Source organism: Methylocystis iwaonis (assembly GCF_027925385.1).
Lineage (GTDB): Bacteria > Pseudomonadota > Alphaproteobacteria > Rhizobiales > Beijerinckiaceae > Methylocystis > Methylocystis iwaonis.
Genome location: NZ_AP027142.1, coordinates 394,665 through 410,655 on the forward strand (window position 1 = coordinate 394,665; position 15,991 = coordinate 410,655).

Genomic DNA, 15,991 nt, shown 5'->3' on the forward strand with positions numbered 1-15,991 from the left:
CCCTCCCCGTAAAGGGGAGGGATAGGCTCACGCCCAGCGCTGTCCCTTGGCCCTGAGACATGCCCCGCTACGCGCTCACCATCGAATATGACGGCGGACCTTTCGTCGGCTGGCAGCGGCAGGCCAATGGCATGTCCGTGCAGCAGCGGCTGGAGGAGGCTGTGTCCGCGATCAATGGCGCGCGCGCCGTGATCCATGGCGCCGGGCGCACCGACGCCGGCGTGCATGCGCTGGGTCAGGTCGCCCATGTCGATCTCACGCGGGAATGGCGCCTGGATCGCCTGCGCGACGCGCTCAACGCGCATTTGAAGCCCGACCCCATCGCCGTCGTCGACGCGCGGGCGGTGGATGAGCGTTTCGAAGCGCGCTTCTCCGCCATCCGCCGCCACTATCGCTACATCATCGACAATCGCCGCGCGCCTCTGACCGTCACGCTCGGCCGCGCCTGGCACGTCAAGCGCCCGCTCGACGCCGAGGCGATGCACGACGCCGCGCAGTGTCTTGTCGGCCGCTATGACTTCACCACCTTCCGCGCTTCCGAATGCCAGGCCAATTCGCCGATCCGCACGCTCGAGCGGCTCGACGTGCGGCGTGAGGGCGACCGTATCGAGATCGTCACTTGCGCGCGGTCCTTCCTGCATAATCAGGTGCGCTCCATGGCTGGTTCGCTGGAGCATGTCGGGACCGGCAAATGGTCCGCCGACGATCTCGCCGCCGCCCTCGCGGCGAAAGACCGTGCGCGGTGCGGCCAGGTTGCGCCGCCGCACGGTCTCTATCTCGTCGCCGTGGATTATTGAGTCACGGTCGCAGGCGCGTTGGCGCCGCTGCTTTCGGATTTCGCGGCGTCATCCTTGGGCGCCGCCTGCTTGTCCGTTTTTTTCACCGCCGCATGGTCGATCTTCTTGGCGGCGGTCCTGGGCGCGTCTGGCGATTTCGGCTTGGCCAACGCGCCATGCATGGGAACGATGCTCGCCGACAGCACGGCGGCGAGAATGCCATTCACTCGGCTTCGATTCTGGATCATGAAAACCCCTCTCGTCGAATGCCCCCATTCCGGCGAATCACCGGCCGCCCGAGACGATAACAACCGCCTACCGTGGAGATGTTGAGCCTTGCGCTAGGCGAGGCCGGGATGATTTCAAGGCGTAACGGCCACGATTGAGGCGGGCTTGCCGCAATCATGTTGTCCGATATGCAGGAGCGAATGTTGCGCCTGCCATACCATTTCCGTTTGATCAGCTCGCACCGGGGAATGCAGAGCCACAAAAACGCGGGTTTTACTCAGCGCCCGTCATTGCGAGCGAAGCGAAGCAATCCAGGGCGGCGATGCGGCCCTGGATTGCTTCGTCGGCTCCGCCTCCTCGCAATGACGGCGGGTCGGATGATCGCGCGCTATGAGCCGCTGAACCAGTTGTAGCCCTTGTCTTCCCAGTAACCGCCGGGATTATCGTTGGTGACGAAAATCTCGACGACGAATTTCGGGTTTTTGAACCCGAGCTTCGTCGGAATGCGAATCTTCACGGGAAAGCCATATTTCGTCTCTCCCGGCAGGCCCGGAAAATCCAAGGCAAGCAGCGTCTGCGGATGTAGCGCGCTCGGCATGTCGATGCTCGTCGAATAATTATCGGCGCAGCGGAAGCCGACATAGCGCGCCGTCATATCGGCGCCGATGCGTTCGAGGAACACTCGGAACGGAACGCCGCCCCATTTGCCGATGGCGCTCCACCCTTCGACGCAGACATGGCGCGTGATCTGCGAAACTTGCGGCAGGTCGCGCAGCTCTTCCAGCGACCAGGGGCGCTTGTTTTCGATGAGTCCCGAAAGCAGCAAGCGATAGCGCGCACCATCGATGACCGGTGCGAGCCCTTCTTCGTAATAGGCGTTGAAAGGAAAAGGCGTCGTGATCTCGGCTTCGGAATAGAGAGGCGCGAGCTTATTTGGGTTGAAGAGCGCCGCCTGAGCGGCGTCGTTGAAGCGCGACATGGCGAAGAGCAGGCGGTCGACAGCGTCTTCGTCTTTCAGCGTGCAGCCGGAGAGCATGGTCAGCGCGCCGAGAGAGAGGCTTTGCTTCAGGAAAAGCCGGCGTTCGACGCGTTCGAGTTGCGGGCGGAAATCGGACAAGGAGATTTTCCGTCGTTTCACTGCGCCTGCTCCCTACTTCCGATCGTCATGGCTTTGAGAACGCTCTTATTCGAAAGCGCCAGTGAGATATGACCGAGAAGGAAGATGACCAGCGCCGCCATGGCGAAGAAATGCACGCGCCGCGCTGTCTCGAAACCGCCCATGAGCGCGGTCAGCTCCTGCAATTGCACGGGCTTCCACAAGGCGAGCCCGGAGAGGATCGCGATGATGGTTGCGAGAATCGCGAAGACGTAAGCCGCTCGTTGCGCGGCATTGTAGCGACCGGGAACATGCGCCATGCGGCCCGTGAGGACCGCCCACGCGTCACGCCAGATCGCGCCAGGCCACAGCGGTAGGAAAAGACGCTGGAAACGCCCGGTTGCGATTCCATACAGCAGATAGGCGAGGAGATTGGCTGCGAGCAACCACATCGCAGCGAAATGCCAGGCCAGCGCCCCCGCGAGCCAGCCGCCGAGCGTAAATTCAGCCGGGAATAGGAAGCCATAGAGCGGCGAGGCGTCGTAGATCCGCCAGCCGGACAGGATCATCACGATCACCGCGAAGGCGTTGATCCAGTGCAGGGCCCGCAACAAGAGCGGGTGGTTTGGGGCGTCCATCTTCTCGCTCCGCATCTCGCCTCAACCTATCGCGCCACGGCGCGCGTTGACAGGGGCAAGGCGATTGCCCAAGACGGCGCGGCGGCGATCTGTCCGCCCAGAGCCAGGCTAAGCGATGCGCGTTTTCATCACCGGCACTTCCGGCTTCATCGGCTTCCACCTCGCGCGGCGGCTGCTGGCGCTGGGCCATACGGTCGACGGCTTCGACGGCATGACGCCCTATTACGATCCGCGGCTCAAGGAGGCGCGGCGCGAAATTCTGGCGCGCGAAGAGGGCTTCCGCGACACGATCGCCATGCTCGAGGATATGGCGGCGCTGACGCAGGCCGCCGAGCACAGCGCCCCCGACGTCATCATCCATCTCGCGGCGCAGGCGGGCGTGCGCTACAGCCTCGAAAATCCGCGCGCTTATGTGGAGTCCAATCTCGTCGGGACCTTCAACGTGCTGGAGATCGCGCGCATCCTCAAGCCGCGCCACCTCCTCATCGCTTCGACAAGTTCCGTCTATGGCGCGAGCCCGACCGTGCCCTTCCGCGAGGACGATAAGACCGATCATCCGCTGACGCTCTATGCGGCAAGCAAGAAGGCGGGCGAGGCCATGGCGCATTCCTATGCGCATCTGTGGTCGATCCCGACGACCATGTTCCGCTTCTTCACGGTCTATGGCCCCTGGGGCCGGCCCGACATGGCGCCGTTGAAATTCCTCGAAGCGATCGAAAGCGGCCGCCCGATCGACATCTATAACCACGGCAATATGTCGCGTGATTTCACTTACATAGATGACCTCGTCGAGGCGATCGCGCGGCTGACGGATTGCGTCCCAGAGCGCTGCTCGGGCGACGACTCGGTCTCGCCGCAGGCGCCCTATCGCATCGTGAACATCGGCCGCGGCGCGCCGGCGCCTTTGCTCGATTTCATCGACACGCTGGAAAAAACCGCGGGCAAAAAGGCGATCCGCAATTATCTCGACATGCAGAAAGGCGACGTGCCGCGCACCTTCGCCTCGGCTGATCTCCTTGAGCGGCTCACGGGATACCGCCCGCAGACGTCGGTGGCGGAGGGCGTTAAGGCGCTCGTCGAATGGTACCGCGATTACCGGGAGAAGAACGGGCCGCTGCGGCTTTGATGCGTGTTGATCGAGATACGGTTGTTTTGCCGGTCGGCAATCTTTTCACAGAATCGCTTCGATCCCTTTGCGATCGGCAAGGGCAAGAAGCTTGAGCGAAGGACCGCTCGGCCGGACCTCCCCGCGCTCCCATTTGCTGACGAGGATTTTGGTCACGTTCAACGCCAGCGCGAAGGTTGCTTGGCTCATATGCGATTTCTCGCGGATGCGTTTGATTGCTTCGGGCTCCAGCGGCTCCACTGGCGTTAGGCAGCTCAGATCGAAGTCCCGCATCGTGGCCTTGTCGATTACGCCGACATCATGGAGGTCCTCGGCAACCTCATGAAGCGACTGGAGCGCGCCGCTCCGATAGCGTTTTGTCTGGGTCATAACTCTAGCTCTCTCCAGCCTCTCTTTGCGCCCAGTTCTTTCAACGTCGCTTCGGTCAGCTTTTCCAGAGACCGAGCGAGATTCATATACTCGGCCAACTCCGATTTCGTGAGATTGGCTTTGTCGCTCTTGGAGAAGATGTGCAGGAAAACCGCGACATCCTGCTTCTTGTAGAAGATGACCGAGCGCAACCCCCTCGAGGCGCCCTGGTTGCTTCTCGGAATTCTCTGCTTTATCAGGCCCCCGCCAAGATCGGCGTCTATCAGACCGCGTTCGGCTCGCCTGATAGCTTCCCTGCAGTTCTCGTCGGTGACTCCTTCTCGGCCTGCGTCACGTTGAAACGACTTTGGAATATGAATTTTCATTGGCGCTCCTTGCGCTTGTCCTGCGCGGCCTTTGATCGTGTGGCGCCTCACTTCCCTGTCTGTTTCCGACTAGACGTCGGGGACCAACCGACGTAGGGCTAATATATAATAGTGATTATTACACCTCAATGGGATTCGCTCCCGGGCGGTCCGAAAAGAGGCTATGGGAAAGTCCGCGCTTCAAGAAAGGTTACGAGATGAGACGTGCCCGCATCGCGCTTGTCGGCATCCCGGTCATTTATTTTGCAGTATTCGCCGGCCTCGCGCTGCAGCAGCGCGCCATGATCTATCCGCGGCATGCACGCCTCGTAACGCCCGTGCAAGCGGGGCTCTCGGACGTCGAGACGCTGCGGCTCAGGACCGAGGACGGGGAGACGCTCGAAGCCTGGCATCGCGCCCCGAAAGACGCGCGCTTTCCGCTCATTCTTTATTTCCAGGGCAATGCGGGTCCTCTGGCCGACCGCAAGAAGCGCTTCGATAAATTGACCCGCCATGGTTACGGCCTGCTGGCGACCTCCTGGCGGGGCTATGGCGGATCGACCGGCGCGCCGTCGGAAGAGGGGCTCATGCGCGACGCGGAGGCGGCCTATGCCGAAGCCCTCAGGCGCGGCTTCAAGCCCGAGCGCATCGTGGTGATGGGCGAGTCGCTCGGAACCGGCGTCGCGACCATGCTCGCCGCCCGCCATGGCGCTGCGGCGCTGGTGCTGGACTCGCCCTATGACTCAGTCCTCGCGGTGGCGCAGTCGCGCTTTCCGATTTTCCCGGTGAGCCTCGTCCTCCAGGACACCTTCCGCGCCGATGAGGCGATCGGCAAGGTGCGCGCGCCGGTGTTGATGTTGGTGGGCGAGGAAGATCGCATCACCCCCGCCGCCAACGCCCGGCGGCTGTTCGAGCGGGCGGGCGAGCCCAAGCAGTTGATCGCCTTGCCGGGCGTCAGCCATCTCGCCTTGTCGAGCCCAGGCGCGCTGGAAAAGACGATGGAATGGATCGACGCCGCCGCTACAGCCAGTCCGGCACGCGATCCAGCGCAATAAGCTCCGCAACGCTCGGGCGCGGGCGGATCACGGCGTAGCGCGCGCCGTCGACCAGCACCTCGGGGATCAAGGGCCGCGTATTGTAGGTTCCGGCCTGCACCGCGCCATAGGCGCCCGAGGTCAGCACGGCGATCAGCTCGCCGGGTTTCGCGTCCGGCATTTTGCGGCCCAGCGCCAGATAGTCGCCCGTCTCGCAGACCGGGCCGACGACGTCGGCGACGATCTCGGCGCGGTCCGTCGGCTCGCGCACGGGCATCAGGTCGTGGTGGGCGTCATAGAGCGTCGGCCGCACCAGATCATTCATGCCGGCGTCGACGATGACGAAGGTCTTGGCCTCGCCCCGCTTCACATAGATCACGCGCGTAATCAGCACGCCGGCGTTGCCGACGATCAGGCGTCCGGGCTCGAAGACGAGCTTGCAGCCTAAGCCCCCGAAATGCCGGCGCACGATCTCGGCGTAACGCTCCGGGTGGTAGGACTGCGGATCGTCGCCCTCGTGATAGGGGATGCCGAGCCCGCCGCCGAGATCGACGTGGGAGATGTCATGGCCGTCGGCGCGCAGGTCTCGCACCAGCTCCGCAAGCAGCGAGAAGGCCTCGTCGAAAGGTTCGAGATCGGTGAGCTGCGAGCCGATATGCATATCGGCGCCGGCGATCTTTATGCCCGGCAGCTTCGCGGCGCGGGCGTAGACCTCGCGGGCGTGAGAGAGCGGCACGCCGAATTTATTTTCGGATTTGCCGGTCGAAATCTTCTTGTGAGTACGCGCATCGACGTCCGGATTGACGCGTAGAGACACAGGCGCGGCGCAGCCTCTGGCGGAGGCGATGCGCGAAATGGCCTCGAGCTCCGGCTCGGATTCGACATTGAAGCAGAAGATGCCGGCGTCGAGCGCCGCGCCGATCTCTTCGTCCGTCTTGCCGACGCCGGAGAAGGTGATTTTCGAGCCCGGAACGCCCGCCGCCAGTGCGCGGGCGAGCTCGCCGCCCGAGACCACATCCATGCCGGCGCCTTCCTTGGCGAGGAGGCGCAGCACGGCCTGGTTGGAATTGGCCTTCATCGCGTAGCAGACGAGCGCGTCGAGCCCCGTGAAAGCCTGCGAAAAGACCCGGAAGTGCCGGCGGATCGTGGCGGCGGAATAGCAATAGAAGGGTGTCCCGACCGTGCTTGCGAGCTCGGACACGGCGACGTCTTCGGCGAAGAGCGTGCCGTTGCGGTAATCGAAATGATGCATTGCGTCAGAGCAGCGGGTCGAGAGGGAAGGGATATTGTTCGGGCGGCCGGTTGCCGATCGTGCCGGGGATCGGCGGCGGCGGCGGTTCCGGCGTCGCCTGCCCCGGAGCGGGCCTGGGCGCGTTTTTCGCCGATTTCGCCAGCGCGGCGGCCTGTTGCGCCTTCAGCGCTTCGCCCTGCGCCTGTATCTCGGGCGGCAGTTCGAGCGGCCCGCGCCGGCCGCACGCCGAGAGGCCGGTTGCGGCGAAAGCGGCCAGGAAAAGGAGCAGGCAGGGTCGGCGGATCGTCACAGGCGTCAAGTCCGGCGTTTGGCGAGGTCGCGGGCACTATACCGATCCGGATCGAAAAGGCGAGAGCGCCGCTCTTGAGGACCGCGCGGCTTCAGCCGCGCATTTTTGAGCGCGCCTGAAGGCGCGCGGTCCGCTTCCTTCAGCTCACCTTGCGCTTGAGCAGCCGGTTGGCCAGGCGCTTGGCCATCTCCCGCGCCTGCCGGCGGGCGTTGGCGCGCCGGCAACTCGCGAGGAAGGCACCGTCGCCACGCGCGCCGAGCGACACGGCGACGTCACAGACGCCGATCCGATCCGGCCAGATGCGGTCGATCATCGGGTGATTGGCGATGGCGCAGCTATCCACATAGTCGAGATCGCCGCCATCGAGCGCCGCCTTGGTGTGCGCATAGACGAGCTGGATGCCCGGCGCCTGGGCGCGCAGGGACTCGTCGAAAGCGATCTTCCACAAATAGCTGCGACCCTGGCTCTCCAGCACCACCGCCATGGCGATCGGGCGCCCGTCGAGGCGCAACGACTGGATCTTGCAGCCATTCTCGCGCGCCAGCAGCCGCGTCGCGCTGCGCAGGAAGGTGGCGAGCGCCGGCTGCGAGAGAAGCGCGCCGCGCCAGGCCTTCCAGCCCGAGGCTTCGAGGGCCAGAAATTCCTCGGCCGCGGCTTTGATTTCCGCTTCGCTGTCATGGGTTTCGAAGGTGACGCGACCCATCTCGCCCAGGCGCCGCGCCTGACGGCGGATTTCCGCGAGCTTCTTCGTTCCGCCCGCGCGGGGCCCAAGCGCGTCGGCCGCGCCGCCCGGCAGCAGCGCGGCGCGTTCGTAGGAATCGAGAACGTCGACGGCGCGGCCAGCGACAACGCGTTGCAGAGCCTGATGGAAACGGCCGTTGGTCGGCATACGCGAGAACAGGACGCCGGCAGATTTCTCGCGCGCCTCGACCCAGGCGAGGAAGGCCTCGATCGTTTGAGGCGCGCAATCGCGGTCGACGAGCGGCGTCGCGAGCGCCGCCTGCTTATGCAGCCACAGGCGGATCAACCCGTCGCCGAACAGCGGATTCGGCGCGACGATCGGGAAAAGACCCGTCAGCCGGCCAGCGCCGTCGCGCACGACAATGAAACGAGGACGCTCGGCGGCGGGGCAATGCCGCGCCGCCGACAGGGCGAAGCCGGGCTCGTAGAAGGCGTTCGGCTCCAGGGCGCGCCGCGAGAGATCGCGCCAGTCGGATGCGAGCGCGTCCATATGCTCGAGAGACAGCTCCGCCGCCCGAGAGGGAGCATTCGGCGCGGCGACATCCGTCCCGCCCACGAGGCGCGGGAAGCGCTCGCGCGACGCGCGCCGGTCGGAGCGGCCCAACTCGGCCATGGCCAATGCAACTCCTTTTACGTTCAGGAACGGCGCGAGCATCTTCGACAATCCTTGGCGCTGACCCATTTTGAGGCGGCAGGGCGTCTGAATGTGAGACGACGCGTTCCGACCCGCCTTGCTGCGGGCGTGAGGTTCAAATCCGGCGCCAAGCGTTCGCCCCCTCCGGCCCGGCGCCTTTACGGGGACCACCCGGCGTGGTTAGGTTTTCGCCATGAAAATGTTCCGTTTCTTTCTCCTCGCGGCGACGCTGCTGGCCGCCGCGCCCGCTTTCGCGACCGTGCGCATTTCGATCGACCTCGCGTCGCAGCGTCTGACAGCGGTGCGCGGCGGCGAAACGGTCGTGTGGAAAATCTCCAGCGGCCGGCCGGGCTATGAGACGCCCACCGGGCATTACGCGGTCATGCGCATGGAGGCTGATCACTACTCGGACGAGTATGATCAGGCGCCGATGCCTTACGCCATCTTTTTCTCGCCCCGGGGCCTCGCTATCCACGGCAGTTTCGAGCGCGGGCTGGGCGCCCCCCGCTCGCACGGCTGCGTCCGCCTCTCGGTCGCCAACGCCCAGAAGCTCTTCGAATGGGTCGAGCAACAGGGGGCGACGATCGACATCGTCGGCGAAACCCGGACGGCTCGCGCGCCGAGAAGCGAACGCGCCGACGACCTCACGCGCCCCGTCCGCGCGCGTCCGGTCGCGCGGGTTCGGCCGGCCCAGCCGGCACAGCCGGCTCCCTCGGACTTTTTCCTGTTCGAGGCCGATAGATATTGATTTTTGTCGGCTGTGGCCCCATGAGCGTTGCGCCGGGGCAACAGTCTTCGGAGAATCCATTGGCGCGTGCGGCGGCGCATTTGCTGCGCCATGGCTTAGCGGATATGCCTAGACCCCAGAAAATTTCGGACATCCCAGACGAGAGCGACGCTTTGACGACATCGAAGACCCCCTTGCTCGATCAGATTCCGACTCCGCAGGAACTGCGCAAGCTGCAGCCCAATCAACTGAGGCAGGTCGCCGATGAGCTGCGCCGGGAGACGATCGACGCCGTCTCGGTCACGGGCGGGCATCTGGGCGCCGGCCTCGGCGTCGTCGAGCTGACGGTGGCGCTGCATTACGTCTTCAACACGCCGGACGACCGCATCATCTGGGACGTCGGCCACCAGACCTATCCGCACAAAATCCTCACCGGGCGTCGCGACCGCATCCGCACGCTGCGCATGGGCGGCGGCCTCTCCGGCTTCACCAAGCGCGCGGAAAGCGAATATGACGCTTTCGGCGCCGGCCATTCCTCGACCTCCATCTCCGCCGGCCTCGGCATGGCGATCGCGCGCGATCTCTCGCATGGCGACAACCATGTCGTGGCGGTCATCGGCGACAGCTCCATGTCGGCGGGCATGGCCTATGAGGCCCTGAACAACGCCGGCGCGCTGGATTCGCGCCTCATCGTCATCCTCAACGACAACGACATGTCGATCGCGCCGCCGACCGGCGCCATGTCGGCCTATCTCGCGCGCCTCGTCTCGGGCGGCGCCTATCGCTCGATCCGCGACGCCGCCAAGCAGCTCGCCTCGCATCTGCCGCGCTTCATCTATGACAAGGCGCGTAAGGCCGAGGAATTCTCGCGCAGCTTCATCACCGGCGGCACCATGTTCGAGGAGCTCGGCTTCTATTATGTCGGGCCGATCGACGGGCATAATCTCGACCATCTCCTGCCCGTGCTGATGAATGTCCGCGACAAGGACGACGGTCCTGTGCTGGTCCATGTCGTCACGCAGAAGGGCAAGGGCTATGCGCCCGCCGAGGCGGCCGAGGACAAATATCACGGCGTCGTCAAATTCGACGTCGAGACCGGCAAGCAATATAAGCCCAAGGCCAACGCCCCCTCCTATACGGGCGTCTTCGCCAAGGCGCTGATCGCCGAGGCCGAGCACGACGACAAGATCGTCGCCGTCACCGCCGCCATGCCGTCGGGCACCGGCCTCGACGCCTTCGGCAAGCATTTCCCGACCCGCACCTTCGACGTCGCCATCGCCGAGCAGCATGCGGTGACCTTTGCGGCCGGATTGGCCTGCGAGGGCTACAAGCCCTTCTGCGCGCTTTATTCGACCTTCCTGCAGCGCGGCTACGACCAAGTCGTGCACGACGTCGCCATCCAGCATCTGCCGGTCCGCTTCGCGATCGACCGCGCCGGGCTCGTGGGCGCCGATGGTCCGACCCATGCGGGCGCCTTCGACATCGCTTATCTGGGCTGCCTGCCGGGCATGGTGGTGATGGCCGCCGCCGACGAAGGCGAGCTGATGCATATGGTCTCGACCGCCGTCGCCTATGAGGAAGGCCCGATCGCCTTCCGCTATCCGCGCGGCGAGGGCGTGGGCGTCGAGCTCCCGGAGCGCGGCGAGGTCCTCGAGATCGGCAAGGGCCGCATTGTCCGCGAGGGCTCCAAGGTCGCGCTGCTCTCGCTCGGCACCCGCCTCGGCGACGCGCTGAAGGCCGGCGAGGAGCTGGCGAATTACGGGATTTCGACGACGGTCGCCGACGCCCGCTTCGCCAAGCCCGTCGACCGCGACCTCATCCGTCGCCTCGCCGCCAATCACGAAGTGCTGATTGCGATCGAGGAAGGCTCCATCGGCGGCTTCGGCTCGCAGGTCTTCCAGGTTCTCTCGGACGACGGCCTGCTCGACGGCGCGCGCGGCGCCTTCAAGTTCCGCAGCATGACGCTGCCCGACGCCTATATCGACCACGACAAGCACGAGATGATGCTCGCCCGCGCCATGCTCGACAGCAAAGCGATGGTCGCGAAGGCGCTGGAGCTGCTCGGCGACGAGAAGGCCGCCGCCCGGGTGATGATCGCGTAAAGCGCGCCTCTGTCATTCCTGACGCTCGCGCAGCGAGCGATCGGCTCCCACCGTCATTGCGAGGAGCGTATGCGACGAAGCAATCCAGGGCAGCCATAGCGGCTCTGGATTGCTTCGCTTCGCTCGCAATGACGGGAGGCTCGCTATTGCGCGTTGGCGTCAGCCGGTTTCATTATCCCGCACAATCAGACGCGGGTATTTTTCGGCGCCCGATTTCGTCAGATCGCCGGGCAAAAAGTTCATCCCGGCAGAGGCGATCACCGCCGCCTTTTTCGCGCTGATCCGGTTGCGCGCGACCGTGGCGTCGCCGGCGCCCTCGCCGGTTGCGAGCACGACTCCGTAGTCGACGCCGGAAATCTCATTGGCCTCGGCGCGCAGATTTTCGCGCCAGCCGCCCAGCGCAATGCCGATCCATCCGGGGCCGACGATCTTATTGCCCGTGATGTCGGCGTTCTTCTCGGCGAGAATGCCGGTGAGCCACAGCATCTGCGGCCCGAACTCGGGGTCCGGATGGCTCTCTTTCATAGAGATGATCGTATTTCCCGAGACGATCGCGCCATCCGTGCCCTTGTCGGCGTTGGCGACGGCGATGCCGGCGCCTGCGTCTTCGACGCGATTGTCGCGGAAGACCGAATTCTTGGCGCCGAATTCGGCGTACATCGCCTTTTCCCGAAAGCCCTTGCAGTCGTTGCCGATGACGTCCACGCCGTGGCCGGCGTTGTTGCGCACGGCGCTATAGGCGCAGCGATAGATGCGGTTGCGCTCGACGCGGATCGTCCCCGCGCCCCAGACGAGGACGCCATTGCCATAGGGCCCATTGCCGCCCGAGCGGTTGTCGACATCCTCGACGAGAGAGTTGCGGATGCGCGAGCCATCGTAGCGGCCCGCGGAGGTCGCATGAATGACGAGGCCGTTGTCGCCGCAACGGTGAATATGGTTGTTGTCGAAATCGACGCCGAGGCCGTCGCGCGAATAGATGCCGGCGTCACCGACCTCCGCGATCTCATTTTGCGCGAAAACGCCGCCGCAACGGGCGAGCATGACGCCGCGCGCGGAAGCGCGGCGGATGACGCAGCCGCGGATCGAAAGATCGATCACATCGGTGAAGTCGAGCAGCCCCTTTTCCTTCGGGGTGACGCCGCCAGCGCCGTCGAAGACGAGGTTCTCCAGCGTGATCTTGCGCGCCATGGTGGCAGAGAGCAGCGGGCCGAGGCCCGAGAGCTTCAACACGGTGCGGCCGGGAACGCCTTGCAGGATGGCGCCGTCCGGCAGATCGAGCCCGGCGAGCGTGATCTCGCCCGCGGGGAGCGACACGGCCGCTCCTTTGCGCGCCGCCTCACGCAGCCTTTGCGCGAGTTCGTCCGCGCGCGCCAGGGCGAGTGGCTTTGGCAGGCAAAGTGAGGCGGTTGCTGCGCAGCAAAGGCGCAGCATGTCGCGGCGGGAAAAACGTATGGGCCGGATGTTATCGGACAGCATGGCCGGGGTGTCTGTTTTCTAAGTATCGGTCGGGATCGCTCTTAATGGGGCAAAACAACTGACGCTACGTTCACGGGGTCACCGCGAATCAGTTCCCACACAACGAAGAATAAAAGTTTTCAATTTCTTATTAATAAGGGACGGTTTTCGCCCGCTAGCGCAGAAAAGCCGTCGTAAAGAAAATCAGTTGCTCAACCGAGGTTTTCTGAGTGGCTGAAGGGCAGTTTTAGGTGAGAGGTCGCACAAGGAGATAGGCCGAATTTGACAGCCTCTCGTGAAAGCGCAGAGTGGAAATGCCCCCCGAAAGGAATGCCTTCGACAGCTTTTTTGCTGAAGGAAGGCGTCTATGTTCGACCACACACTACTCTCCGACGTGACGACTGTGATTGTTACGTTGACCTCTTTTGTTGCCGCCTTGACAGGTTTCATAAGTCAAATTGGCCAGTCGAGACGTGTGATAAGACGCGTGCTGCAGTCACTCAGGTCGCACTCCAAATGAGTACCCCGCTTTCAATTCATATGCCAGCCGTGGCTGACAATAATCGACTCCCCCGTCAGCGCGTTGGTCTTGAACGCCGCGAGCATCAGCGCGACCTCCGCCACATCCTCGACCTTGGTGAACTGGCTGTCGACGGTTTCCTTCAGCAGCACATCCGTCACCACCTGCTTTTCGCTGATGCCGAGCTCCTGCGCCTGTTCGGGGATTTGCTTCTCGACGAGCGGCGTCATGACGAAGCCGGGACAGATGGCGTTGGCGCGGACGTTATGTTTCGCGCCTTCCTTGGCCATCACGCGCGTCAGCCCCAATATGCCGTGCTTCGCCGCGACATAGGCCGATTTCAAGGGCGATGCTTCGTGGCTGTGCACCGAACCCATATAGATCAGCGCGCCGGAGCGCTGCGGATACATATATTTCACGCAGGCTTTCGTCGTGAGGAAGGCGCCGTCGAGATGAATGGCGAGCACCTTTTTCCAATCAGCGAACGGGAATTCCTCGATCGGATGGACGATCTGAATGCCGGCGTTGGAGACGAGCGCGTCGATCGCACCGAACCATTTCGCGGCGGCGTCGACGCCGGCGTTGACCTGCTCCTCATTCGATACGTCCATGCCGACGCCGATCGCCACTTTGTCGCCGCCGAGCTCAGAGGCGGCGGCCTTGGCGGCGTCGAGATTGAGGTCGGCGATGACAACGCGTCCCTGCGCTTCGACGAAACGCTTGGCGATGGCGTTGCCGATGCCGCTGGCGGCCCCGGTGATCAGACAAACTTTTCCGTCGAGAGTCATCAGCGGGGCCTTTCCTCAGAGAGATAATCGAAGACGACCGTTCCAAGACCAAGCGTGAGGTCGGCGAGGATATGCGTCGCCGAAAGGATTTCCCGCACGGGAAGATCGGCGACGGGCGCGAGCGCGTGGTGGGCGAGTTGAAGCGAGGCGGGACCGGTCCAGGCGCCTTTCACCGTGATGTCCTCGAGCCGGAAATCGACCAGCTCCAGAATTCTTGGCGCGCCATCGACATGCGGAATGATCTTGAGAAGAAAATTCGGTGCGGACATGGACTTCGCCATCGCCGCCGGATCGAGCGCGACATGTTTGTAGCCCATGACGCCCGTCGCGATGCGTACGGAGCCATAGTCGAGCGTGCCGACGAGCGCGTCGCGTTCGACGGCGAGCGAGGGTTGCGCGAATTTCTTCGGAAAGCCCCATAATTCCCGCCCGCCGTAAATGGGCGGGCCGTCGTTGAGATACATGGCGTGCGTGTAGTTCCCGCGCCGACCCTCGAAAACGACGGGAATGACCTGGCCCGACTCCGTATAATCGCCGAACCCCGTCGAGTTGGGCATGCGGATGAATTCGAAATTCACGATCGGGTCGACGAAAGAAAGCGGTTCGGGAACAACTTTCGCAAGGGCTTCGCGATCAGTGCGGTAGGAAACGATCAGATATTCGCGATCGACGAATCGATAGGGGCCTTTCGGAAAGGCCGGGCTCGTCAACGGCATGGCGAAGGCGGTACGACGAATCTCGTCTAGGGTCATGAGTCTTGTTCCTTCGTCAAATCAAGAATGGCGACGCCATGATCGGGCGGCGTTCGATCGCGCCACGCCGGGTGGGCAAGCGTGGTTTCGACGTCGCGCACGCCCGCCGACCAGTTTTCCATCATTGTGTAACGGGAAAATTCGTAATCCTTGGAGTTCGTCTCATAGGCGGCGGCGCGGTGAATCAGTTGCACGATGGTGATCGCTGCGCCGCAGCCGAAGTCGCTCAGCGCGCGCCAGTCGGGATCGTCGCGCAGGGCTTCGGGAAGCCTTTCGCTCAAACGCCGGATGTGACGGCGGATGGTCTGGAGGTCGCGGAAGACGTCGGTATTGAGCCTAGTCCGGCTCGAAAAACGAATGTCCTTTTCGCGCTGGCTGACGTCGATCAGCGTCGTCGGCGCCGGACCGCGCGCAGAGAAAAGATCGATTTGGAAGATGCACATGTGGTCGCGCGGGCCGCACATTTCGAGCACATATTGCAGCGGCGTGTTGGAGACGAGGCCGCCGTCCCAGTAGAGTTCGCCGTCGATTTCCACCGGCGGAAAGCCCGGGGGAAGCGCGCCGCTCGCCATGATGTGCTCGGGCGTGATGCGCTCGTTCTGCGAGTCGAAATAGCGAAAATTGCCCGTGCGCACATTGACGGCGCCGATGCTGATCCGCGTCTCGCCGGAATTGAGCCGGTCGAAATCGACAAGCTCCAACAAAGTCTCGCGCAACGGCTTGGTGCCGTAGATGCTGACGGACGTCTCGTTTGCCGGCCAGAGGAGAGGCAGGGAGGGGCGCGGCGAAAAAAATCCGGGCACGCCGAAAGTCGCGGTCGTCGCCGCGCTGAACTCGTTGAAGGCCCGCCGAACCACGACGTCGTCGGAAAGCGGCGAGACCTGCAGGCCGCTCGTCATGCGGCTCCAGAGTTCGCGCAATCGCTCGACGCGCTTTTCGGGGGGATTTCCGCAGATGATGGCGGCGTTGATCGCGCCGATGGAGATGCCGGCGACCCAATCGGGCGCATGGCCCGCCCCCATGAGGGTCGCGACGGCTCCGGCCTGATAGGAGCCGAGCGCGCCGCCGCCCTGCAGGACAAGAACATTTTTTTCGCCCAGCGCCGTGGCCATTCAACCCC

The 15,991-nt window shown here is 63.9% G+C and carries 17 protein-coding genes; 5 read left to right on the plus strand and 12 right to left on the minus strand.

Annotated features, from left to right (window positions below; translation table 11 throughout):
- Window positions 1-59 precede the first annotated feature (59 nt).
- Window positions 60-797 (plus strand): tRNA pseudouridine(38-40) synthase TruA, encoded by a 738-nt coding sequence (truA, locus tag QMG84_RS01860; protein ID WP_281930068.1) that lies wholly within the window; start codon window positions 60-62, stop codon window positions 795-797.
- Here the strand turns inward: truA and QMG84_RS01865 are convergent.
- From QMG84_RS01865 to QMG84_RS01875, 3 genes are all read right to left on the minus strand, one after another.
- The gene (locus QMG84_RS01865; protein WP_202070763.1) at window positions 791-1,024 is read right to left on the minus strand and encodes a hypothetical protein; all 234 of its coding nucleotides are present in this window, start codon (window positions 1,022-1,024) and stop codon (window positions 791-793) included. The genes truA and QMG84_RS01865 overlap by 7 nt on opposite strands.
- A gap of 368 nt (window positions 1,025-1,392) precedes the next feature.
- Window positions 1,393-2,142 carry a molybdopterin-dependent oxidoreductase gene (locus tag QMG84_RS01870; RefSeq protein ID WP_281930071.1) on the minus strand — a complete coding sequence of 250 codons (750 nt, stop codon included), beginning with the start codon at window positions 2,140-2,142 and terminating at the stop codon, window positions 1,393-1,395.
- Window positions 2,139-2,738, minus strand: coding sequence for a cytochrome b/b6 domain-containing protein (locus tag QMG84_RS01875; RefSeq protein ID WP_281930072.1), 600 nt, complete (start codon window positions 2,736-2,738; stop codon window positions 2,139-2,141). The genes QMG84_RS01870 and QMG84_RS01875 overlap by 4 nt, the downstream gene beginning before the upstream one ends.
- Window positions 2,739-2,853: 115 nt before the next feature.
- Between QMG84_RS01875 and QMG84_RS01880 the strand changes: the two genes are divergently transcribed.
- On the plus strand, window positions 2,854-3,864 hold the full coding sequence (locus QMG84_RS01880) for an NAD-dependent epimerase/dehydratase family protein (protein ID WP_281930073.1): 1,011 nt from the start codon (window positions 2,854-2,856) through the stop codon (window positions 3,862-3,864).
- 45 nt (window positions 3,865-3,909) lie between these two features.
- Here QMG84_RS01880 and QMG84_RS01885 read toward each other — a convergent pair whose 3' ends face one another.
- Window positions 3,910-4,233 carry a helix-turn-helix domain-containing protein gene (locus QMG84_RS01885; RefSeq protein WP_281930074.1) on the minus strand — a complete coding sequence of 108 codons (324 nt, stop codon included), beginning with the start codon at window positions 4,231-4,233 and terminating at the stop codon, window positions 3,910-3,912.
- On the minus strand, window positions 4,230-4,598 hold the full coding sequence (locus tag QMG84_RS01890; RefSeq protein WP_281930076.1) for a type II toxin-antitoxin system RelE/ParE family toxin: 369 nt from the start codon (window positions 4,596-4,598) through the stop codon (window positions 4,230-4,232). Before QMG84_RS01890 ends, QMG84_RS01885 begins: the two co-directional genes overlap by 4 nt.
- Before the next feature lie 197 nt (window positions 4,599-4,795).
- Here QMG84_RS01890 and QMG84_RS01895 point away from each other — a divergent pair, with 197 nt between their 5' ends.
- On the plus strand, window positions 4,796-5,632 hold the full coding sequence (locus tag QMG84_RS01895; protein ID WP_281930078.1) for an alpha/beta hydrolase: 837 nt from the start codon (window positions 4,796-4,798) through the stop codon (window positions 5,630-5,632).
- On the opposite strand, the gene lysA is transcribed toward QMG84_RS01895, so the two are convergent.
- The 3 genes from lysA to QMG84_RS01910 all read right to left on the minus strand — a co-directional run bounded on the left by lysA (window position 5,598) and on the right by QMG84_RS01910 (window position 8,506).
- Window positions 5,598-6,863, minus strand: coding sequence for a diaminopimelate decarboxylase (lysA, locus tag QMG84_RS01900; RefSeq protein ID WP_281930080.1), 1,266 nt, complete (start codon window positions 6,861-6,863; stop codon window positions 5,598-5,600). The two genes, QMG84_RS01895 and lysA, sit on opposite strands and share 35 nt — an antisense overlap.
- A 4-nt stretch (window positions 6,864-6,867) precedes the next feature.
- The gene (lptM, locus tag QMG84_RS01905; RefSeq protein WP_281930081.1) at window positions 6,868-7,152 is read right to left on the minus strand and encodes an LPS translocon maturation chaperone LptM; all 285 of its coding nucleotides are present in this window, start codon (window positions 7,150-7,152) and stop codon (window positions 6,868-6,870) included.
- A gap of 139 nt (window positions 7,153-7,291) precedes the next feature.
- Window positions 7,292-8,506, minus strand: a complete 1,215-nt coding sequence (locus QMG84_RS01910; protein ID WP_281930083.1) for a GNAT family N-acetyltransferase — start codon at window positions 8,504-8,506, stop codon at window positions 7,292-7,294.
- Between the two features lie 214 nt (window positions 8,507-8,720).
- Between QMG84_RS01910 and QMG84_RS01915 the strand changes: the two genes are divergently transcribed.
- Both QMG84_RS01915 and dxs read left to right on the plus strand, forming a co-directional pair.
- Complete coding sequence (locus tag QMG84_RS01915) at window positions 8,721-9,275, plus strand: L,D-transpeptidase (RefSeq protein ID WP_281930085.1); 555 nt, start codon at window positions 8,721-8,723, stop codon at window positions 9,273-9,275.
- A 104-nt stretch (window positions 9,276-9,379) separates the two neighbouring features.
- Complete coding sequence (gene dxs / locus QMG84_RS01920) at window positions 9,380-11,356, plus strand: 1-deoxy-D-xylulose-5-phosphate synthase (RefSeq protein WP_434085968.1); 1,977 nt, start codon at window positions 9,380-9,382, stop codon at window positions 11,354-11,356.
- 159 nt (window positions 11,357-11,515) lie between these two features.
- Here the strand turns inward: dxs and QMG84_RS01925 are convergent, their stop codons facing one another.
- From QMG84_RS01925 to QMG84_RS01940, 4 genes are all read right to left on the minus strand, one after another.
- Window positions 11,516-12,670 (minus strand): TIGR03808 family TAT-translocated repetitive protein, encoded by a 1,155-nt coding sequence (locus QMG84_RS01925; RefSeq protein ID WP_281930089.1) that lies wholly within the window; start codon window positions 12,668-12,670, stop codon window positions 11,516-11,518.
- A 672-nt stretch (window positions 12,671-13,342) separates the two neighbouring features.
- On the minus strand, window positions 13,343-14,119 hold the full coding sequence (locus tag QMG84_RS01930; RefSeq protein ID WP_281930090.1) for a 3-hydroxybutyrate dehydrogenase: 777 nt from the start codon (window positions 14,117-14,119) through the stop codon (window positions 13,343-13,345).
- On the minus strand, window positions 14,119-14,871 hold the full coding sequence (locus tag QMG84_RS01935) for an acetoacetate decarboxylase (protein ID WP_281930091.1): 753 nt from the start codon (window positions 14,869-14,871) through the stop codon (window positions 14,119-14,121). Before QMG84_RS01935 ends, QMG84_RS01930 begins: the two co-directional genes overlap by 1 nt.
- Complete coding sequence (locus QMG84_RS01940) at window positions 14,868-15,983, minus strand: patatin-like phospholipase family protein (RefSeq protein ID WP_281930092.1); 1,116 nt, start codon at window positions 15,981-15,983, stop codon at window positions 14,868-14,870. The genes QMG84_RS01935 and QMG84_RS01940 overlap by 4 nt, the downstream gene beginning before the upstream one ends.
- Window positions 15,984-15,991 lie beyond the last annotated feature (8 nt).